This is a genomic window from Mesorhizobium sp. M7A.F.Ca.CA.003.01.2.1 (assembly GCF_003998945.1).
In the GTDB taxonomy this organism is placed as follows: domain Bacteria; phylum Pseudomonadota; class Alphaproteobacteria; order Rhizobiales; family Rhizobiaceae; genus Mesorhizobium; species Mesorhizobium ciceri.
This window is the reverse complement of record NZ_RZRA01000178.1, coordinates 1-7,291: the sequence shown is the minus strand read 5'-3', so window position 1 is coordinate 7,291 and position 7,291 is coordinate 1. Positions and strand designations below refer to the sequence as shown.

At 63.7% G+C, this 7,291-nt stretch carries 9 protein-coding genes; 7 read left to right on the top strand and 2 right to left on the bottom strand.

Annotation, left to right across the window (positions count from 1 at the left end; all coding sequences use genetic code 11):
- Positions 1–164: 164 nt before the first annotated feature.
- Positions 165–548 (bottom strand): hypothetical protein, encoded by a 384-nt coding sequence (locus EN969_RS10020; protein ID WP_063169756.1) that lies wholly within the window; start codon positions 546–548, stop codon positions 165–167.
- A gap of 179 nt (positions 549–727) precedes the next feature.
- On the opposite strand from EN969_RS10020, the gene ureC reads away from it, so the two are divergent.
- From ureC to EN969_RS09985, 7 genes are all read left to right on the top strand, one after another.
- A complete protein-coding gene (gene ureC / locus EN969_RS10015; RefSeq protein ID WP_181172678.1) occupies positions 728–2,443 on the top strand; it encodes an urease subunit alpha in 1,716 nt (571 codons plus the stop codon).
- Positions 2,444–2,535: 92 nt separating this feature from the next.
- On the top strand, positions 2,536–3,129 hold the full coding sequence (locus EN969_RS10010; protein ID WP_027161070.1) for a hypothetical protein: 594 nt from the start codon (positions 2,536–2,538) through the stop codon (positions 3,127–3,129).
- A gap of 103 nt (positions 3,130–3,232) precedes the next feature.
- Positions 3,233–3,820: an urease accessory protein UreE gene (ureE, locus tag EN969_RS10005; RefSeq protein WP_063169755.1), complete on the top strand. Its 588-nt coding sequence runs from the start codon at positions 3,233–3,235 to the stop codon at positions 3,818–3,820.
- Positions 3,813–4,484 carry an urease accessory protein UreF gene (locus EN969_RS10000; protein WP_063170432.1) on the top strand — a complete coding sequence of 224 codons (672 nt, stop codon included), beginning with the start codon at positions 3,813–3,815 and terminating at the stop codon, positions 4,482–4,484. The genes ureE and EN969_RS10000 overlap by 8 nt, the downstream gene beginning before the upstream one ends.
- On the top strand, positions 4,481–4,921 hold the full coding sequence (locus EN969_RS09995) for a DUF3995 domain-containing protein (RefSeq protein WP_024502040.1): 441 nt from the start codon (positions 4,481–4,483) through the stop codon (positions 4,919–4,921). Before EN969_RS10000 ends, EN969_RS09995 begins: the two co-directional genes overlap by 4 nt.
- Positions 4,918–5,562: an urease accessory protein UreG gene (gene ureG, locus EN969_RS09990; RefSeq protein ID WP_013528407.1), complete on the top strand. Its 645-nt coding sequence runs from the start codon at positions 4,918–4,920 to the stop codon at positions 5,560–5,562. Before EN969_RS09995 ends, ureG begins: the two co-directional genes overlap by 4 nt.
- A gap of 77 nt (positions 5,563–5,639) precedes the next feature.
- Positions 5,640–6,407 carry a class II aldolase and adducin N-terminal domain-containing protein gene (locus tag EN969_RS09985; RefSeq protein WP_024502042.1) on the top strand — a complete coding sequence of 256 codons (768 nt, stop codon included), beginning with the start codon at positions 5,640–5,642 and terminating at the stop codon, positions 6,405–6,407.
- 84 nt (positions 6,408–6,491) lie between these two features.
- Here the strand turns inward: EN969_RS09985 and EN969_RS09980 are convergent, their stop codons facing one another.
- On the bottom strand, positions 6,492–7,124 hold the full coding sequence (locus tag EN969_RS09980) for an HAD family phosphatase (RefSeq protein WP_063169754.1): 633 nt from the start codon (positions 7,122–7,124) through the stop codon (positions 6,492–6,494).
- Positions 7,125–7,291 lie beyond the last annotated feature (167 nt).

The window sequence follows — 7,291 nt, the reverse complement described above, 5'->3', positions numbered from 1 at the left end:
GCCTGCATTCTGGTCGAGAAAGAAGTGATCGCCATCGCTCGCTCCTGAGAGAAATCGTTTCGGGGCGCGGGTTAGCGCGAAAAGAACAAAACGAATCCCGCCCGGCGAAGGTTCCTTTCCCGATGCGGCCGGCCGGCCGGATGCCGGCCCGCCATGCCGTGGCGTCAGCTCGCCTTCTTGGTGATCAGGGTCAGTGCGCCATTGGGTTCCATACTGGCTGCGACCACCTGCGCCGAGGTCATTCCCTTGGCCTCGAGCGCCGACTTGACCTTGGGTGTGGCGTCGATCGAGCTGCGCAGTTTCTTCAAGCCGTCATCGCCGCGCTGGGCGATCACCTGGTTGACCTGCGTCTGGGTGTCCTTTGGCAACTCGGTGATGTCGACGATGTTGACGCTCTGGATCGTCGGCACCGCGGGCTGAGCCTGGGGCGTGGCTGGAGCAGGCGTTGCCGGCGCCGGAGCGGGCTGTGGCGCGGGTTGCTCCTGGGCACTGGCGGCGCCCGCCAGCATCAGGCTGGCGGCGGCGGCAAGAACTATCGTTTTGCGCATGGATTTTCCTTTCCATCGATTGGCAAACGGTCGGTCTGGGGTGACGCCCTAACCTCAACCGCCAAATGGGATCAGAAGGTGTCGCCCAGCAGGTCATTGCGTGACCATAGGATGGCAGCAATGTGCAGCCGCGCTTCAATCCAACCGCATTTCGGCAAACCGCATTTCGGGAGCAATCGCTGATGGCCAGAATTACCCGCGCCGCCTACGCGCAGATGTACGGCCCGACGGTCGGCGACAGAGTACGGCTTGCCGACACCGAACTGTTCATCGAGGTCGAGAAGGATCTCACCATCCATGGCGAAGAGGTGAAATTCGGCGGCGGCAAGGTGATCCGCGACGGCATGGGCCAGAGCCAGGTTTCCAGGGCGCAAGGCGCCGTCGATACCGTGATCACCAACGCGCTGGTGATCGATGCCAGTGCAGGCATCTTCAAGGCCGATGTCGGGCTTCGCGACGGGCGCATCGCGGCCATCGGCAAGGCCGGCAATCCGGACACGCAGGATGGCGTCACCATCATCATCGGCCCCGGCACCGAGATCATCGCCGGCGAAGGCAAGATCCTGACATCAGGCGGCTTCGACGCGCATATCCACTTCATCTGCCCGCAGCAGATCGAGGAAGCGCTGATGTCAGGCATCACCACCATGCTCGGCGGCGGCACGGGCCCGGCGCACGGCACGCTGGCCACCACCTGCACGCCGGGGCCATGGCACATGGCCCGCATGATCCAGTCCTTCGACGCCTTTCCGATGAACATCGGCCTGTCGGGCAAGGGCAATGCCTCGCTGCCCGCCGCGCTCGAGGAAATGGTGCTGGGCGGCGCCTGCTCGCTGAAGCTGCACGAGGACTGGGGCACGACGCCGGCGGCCATCGATTGCTGCCTGTCGGTCGCCGACGATTACGACGTGCAGGTGATGATCCACACCGACACACTGAACGAATCCGGCTTTGTCGAGAACACGGTCGCCGCCATCAAGGGCCGCACCATCCACGCCTTCCACACCGAGGGCGCCGGCGGCGGCCACGCGCCCGACATCATCAAGGTCTGCGGCCTGCCCAACGTCATCCCGTCCTCGACCAATCCGACGCGGCCCTACACGGTCAACACGCTGGCCGAGCATCTCGACATGCTGATGGTCTGCCATCATCTGTCGCCGTCGATCCCCGAAGACATCGCCTTTGCCGAAAGCCGCATCCGCAAGGAGACCATCGCGGCGGAAGACATTTTGCACGACATCGGCGCCTTCTCGATCATCTCGTCGGATTCGCAGGCCATGGGCCGCGTCGGCGAAGTCGCGATCCGGACCTGGCAGACCGCCGACAAGATGAAACGCCAGCGCGGCTCGCTGCCGCAGGAGACCGGCAACAACGACAATTTCCGCGTCCGCCGCTACATCGCCAAATACACGATCAACCCGGCCATCGCGCATGGGCTGTCGAAAGACATCGGCTCGATCGCGGTTGGCAAACGCGCCGACCTGGTGCTGTGGAACCCGGCCTTCTTCGGCGTCAAGCCGGACATGGTGCTGATCGGCGGCATGATCGCCGCAGCCCCGATGGGCGACCCCAACGCCTCGATCCCGACGCCGCAGCCGATGCATTACCGGCCGATGTTCGGCGCCTATGGCAAGGCCAGGACCAACTCGTCGGTGACGTTCGTTTCCAAGGCAGCGCTCGAGTCGGGACTGCATGGCAGGCTCGGTGTCGACAAGCAGTTCGTCGCCGTCGAAAACACCCGCGGCGGCATCGGCAAGCATTCGATGGTGCTCAACGACGCCACGCCGCATGTCGAGGTCGATCCGGAAACCTACGAGGTGCGCGCCGACGGCGAGTTGCTGACCTGCGAGCCGGCGACGGTGCTGCCGATGGCGCAACGGTATTTTCTGTTTTGAAGCGGCGCTTCCACCGGGCGAGCATTATCCGTTGCAGCCCTTGGTGGAAGGCAGCACTATGCGGCCAACCAACAGCTGCATTGTGATCGAGCATGACCACCGAAATCGCTTCCGCCCACGACATCTTCCCGCACATCCGCATCGTCATGGGCATGGTGATCGGGCTTGGTGTCGCCCGCCTGCTGTCGGGGGTGGCGCGCATCGTCCAGCATCCCGGCCAGTACAAGCTCTATACCGTGCATCTGGCCTGGGTCGTCTCGGTGCTCCTGATGCTGGTGCATTTCTGGTGGTGGGAGTTCGGCCTCTACGCCGTCGAGATCTGGACCTTCGGCAAATATTTGTTCATCATTTTCTACGCGATCACGCTGTTCCTGCTGTGCGCGCTTTTGTTTCCCGATTCGATGCTGGACTACACCAGCTACGAGGATTTCTTCTATTCGCGGCGGGCGTGGTTCTTCGGCCTGCTGGCGGCGACCTATCTGCTCGACGTGGTCGACACGCTGCTGAAGGGGCCGGAGCATTTCGCCCGCTTCGGCAGCGAGTATCTGTTCCGCACGCCCGTCTTCGTCGCGCTCTGCATCATCGCGATCCTGGTGCGCGACCGCCGCTTCCACATCGCCTTTGTCACGGCGGCGCTTATCTACCAGATATCGTTCATCCTGCGGCTCTTCGACACCATCGTCTGAACGAACGCGATGGTCTAGCTTTGTTGGGGAAAGGCAGGGTTCGACATGTACAAGGCCATTGGATCGCGCGTGTGCGGGCACAAGCAAATGGGAAATCCATGAAATGAAACTCAACCTCAACACCGACTTCACCAAATTCCCGCGCGTCGTCTCGGTGCTGTCCGCCGGCGCTGCCGGAACCACCCTACCGTCCGGCCGGGCCATTCTCGCCCATGACGAGCGGCATCTGCGCCGCCGGGCCATCGAACTTGCCGACGGCAGCAAGGTGCTGGTCGACCTGCCCGAACCCGTCGCCTTGAACGATGGCGACCGGCTGGTGCTGGAGAATGGCGGCCATATCGAGATCATCGCGGCACCGGAAGAGGTCTACGACATCCGCGCCCGCGATGGCGTGCATCTGGCCGAACTCGCCTGGCATATCGGCAACCGCCATCTCGCGGCAGGCATCGAGGCCGGACGCATCCTCATCCTGCGCGACCATGTCATCAAGGCGATGCTGGAGGGGCTGGGCGCCACCGTGACCGACGTTTCCGAACCGTTCAAGCCGGTGCGCGGCGCCTATTCCGGCCATGCTGGGCAAAGCCACGATCACGGCCATGCGCATGCGCACGCCGAAGCGCACAGCCATTCTCATGGCGAAGCGCATTCCCATTCGCACAGTCATGCCGGCCATCACCACGATCATGACTGACCAGCCTTCGAACATCGCCCTGCTGCGGCTGATGGCGTGGCTGTCGCCTGCCTTTCCGGTCGGCGGCTTTTCCTACAGCCATGGTCTCGAGCGGGCGGTGCATGACGGGTTGGTTGCCGATGCCGGGAGCCTCGCCGGCTGGCTGGAGACGCTGGTCGAGATGGGCTCGGGCTGGAACGACGCCGTGCTGTTCGCCGAGAGCTGGCGCCGAGCATGCGGCACCGGTGATCTCGATGAAGTGGCGGCACTCGCCGAAGCCCTGGCCGGCTCGCGCGAACGCCATACCGAGACCATGCTCCAGGGTGGAGCCTTCCTCAAAGCGGCGGCCGCCTGGCCTAATCCGGTGCTGGAGCGCCTGCCGGCCGAATGCGCCTATTGCGTCGCCGTCGGCGCCATTGCGGGTGGCAACGGCATCGCGCTTCAGGATGCGCTGTCAGCCTTCCTGCAAACCTTCTTCTCCAACCTTGTGCAGGCAGCGATCCGGCTTGGCATCGTCGGCCAGAGCGGCGCGACCACGTTGTTAGCCGGCTTCGAGCCGCTGGCCCTGGCGACCGCAAGCCGCGCCGCGCGCTCGACACTCGACGATCTCGGTGGCTGCGCCTTCGTCTCCGATGTCATGGCGATGAAGCATGAAACCCAATATTCGCGACTGTTCCGCTCATGATTTTTCTCGCCTTCTCGCTATCCTTTGTCCTGCTGCTGATCACCGTTCTGCATGTCTATTGGGGCCTTGGCGGCATCTGGCCGGGCCAGGACGCAGCCTCCTGCGCTCGCGCCGTGGTCGGCTTTCGCGGCGTCGATGAGATGCCGACGCCGTTTGCCAGTTTCGCCGTTGCCGCGTGCTTGTGCCTGGCGACACTATGGCCGCTGGCGCTCATGGGAGTCTTCGCTTCACCCTTCCCCAAGGAGGGTCTCGCCGCCACGTCGCTGCTCATCGGTCTGGTGTTCCTGGGGCGCGGCATAGCCGGCTTCACGCCATGGTGGCGGCGGCTGACGCCTGAACAGCCTTTCGCGCGGCTCGATGTCCGCTATTATTCGCCGCTGTGCCTGTTGATCGGGCTCGGCTTTGCCATCCTCGCCATCACGGAGTTTCCCGCATGACACAGACAAATGGTCCGCTGCGCGTCGGCATTGGCGGCCCGGTCGGTTCGGGCAAGACGACGCTGACCGAAAAACTGTGCAAGGCGCTGCGCGACGAGTTTTCCATCGCCGTCGTCACCAACGACATCTACACCAAGGAAGACGCCATGATGCTGGCGCGGCTGCAGGCGCTGCCCGAGGACCGCATCATGGGTGTCGAGACCGGCGGCTGCCCGCATACCGCGATCCGCGAGGATGCCTCGATCAATCTGCAGGCGATCGCGCAGATGAACAGGAAGTTCCCGGACCTCGACATCGTCTTCATCGAATCCGGCGGCGACAACCTTGCCGCCACCTTCTCGCCGGATCTCGCCGACCTGACGCTCTATGTCATCTCGGTCTGCCAGGGCGAGGAGATTCCGCGCAAGGGCGGGCCGGCGATCACCCGCTCCGATTTCCTGGTCATCAACAAAAGCGATCTGGCTCCTTACGTCAACGTCAACCTCGACGTGATGGAGAGCGACGCCGGCCGCATGCGCGGCAAGCGGCCGTTCGGCTTCACGGACCTGTCGCGCGGCAAGGGACTGCAGGAGGTGATCGATTTCATCATCGAGCATGGCGGCCTGCGAGCCGGCGCTGCCGCTGCCAGCACGGCGGCGTGAGCATCCCTGCACCAACCAAAACCGGTTGCGGGAATGGGCTGGCCACGGCATTCTTGCCGAAACCGGAGGATTTTTCGATGAGCCTTGCCCGTCTGCAAAAGGAAACGCTGACCAACCTGCCCTACTATGAGGAGCGCGTCGATCTCGCCTGTGCCTTCCGCTGGACGGCGCGGCTCAACATGCACGAGGCGGTGGCCAATCATTTCTCGCTGGCCGTCAACGATGAGGGCACACAATTCCTCATGAACCCCAACCAGGTGCATTTCTCGCGCATCAAGGCGAGCGACCTTCTGATGATCGATGCCAACGATCCGGAAACGCTCTCCGGCCCCAATGCGCCCGACCCGACGGCGTGGGGGCTGCATGGCGCCATCCATCGCAATGTGCGTCACGCGCGCTGCGTCATGCATGTGCACTCGATCCACGCTACGGTGCTGGCATCGCTCGCTGACTCGACATTGCCGCCGATCGACCAGAATTCGGCGATGTTCTTCAACCGCCATGTCGTCGACGCGCACTATGGCGGGCTGGCCTTCGAGGAGGAGGGCGAGCGCTGCTCGCAGCTTCTCGTCGATCCCAAGGTCAAGGTGATGGTGATGGGCAATCACGGCGTGCTGGTCATCGGCGACACGGTCGCCGATGCCTTCAACCGCATGTTCTATTTCGAACGCGCCGCCGAGACATACATCAAGGCGCTGTGGACCGGCCGCCCGCTGCGCACGCTTTCTGACGCGATCGCCGAAAAGGCGGCGAGCGAGATGGACGATTATCCCGGCCAGGCCGAACGCCATCTCAGCGAGTTGAAGGCGATCCTCGACGAGCAGGAACCGGTCTACCGGAATTGAGCGTCCTTCTCCCCGTGCCGTCACTATACGGGGAGAAGGTGCCGGCAGGCGGATGAGGGACGGCGCCGACCTGGGCGGTTTTCCTCAGAGCCCCAGCTCTTTCCCCAATTCCTCGGCGCTGTTGATGACGACGGCGCCGGGCGGGCCTTCCATCGGCTTTTCCGGCCAGAAGATCGTCTTCATTCCCGCCGCCAGCCCTGCCATGGCGCCCGGCCAGCTGTCGTCGATCGCCACCGCCTGCGCGGGGTCGACATCGGCCAGATACGCGGCGCGCAGGAATGGCTCGGCATGCGGCTTGCCTTCGCGCACGTCGTTGCGGCTGATCGTCTTCATGCCGGGGTAGATCAGGCCGACCATGCTCAAATTGGCGTCGACGATCATCCGGTCCGAATTCGAGACCACGGCCTGCTGGATGCCTCTTGTACGCAGCTCGTTGAAGATCTCGATCGCGCCGGGGCGCGGCTTCAAGCTCTCCACCAGCGGCAGGTAGTGTTCGTATTTGCGCAGGATCCAGTCGTCGAAAGGCAGGTCCAGGCCGAACTCGTCGCGCATCATCTCGTAGACCGGCCAGGCGGCGACGCCGAGCACGCGCTCATGCAGATCGTTCGGCGGGACAAGGCCGACATTGCGCATCGCCGCCACCAGGGCAGCTTCGTGCAGCGGTTCGCTGTCGACCAGCGTGCCGTCCATGTCCCAGAAAACCGCTTTCGGCGTCATGCGAGGCTCCTTTTTGCCATCCCTTAAAGGGTTTGAGCCGGGAGATAAACCTTCGGAGCGCAAGAACGTGCCGCCTGCCGGGACCGCAGCCAAGTCTCTTGGCGAGACAGACATCGTGGGGAGACGAGAAACTGGGCCGTGCCTACGCCGAGGGACAGCAAGCAATT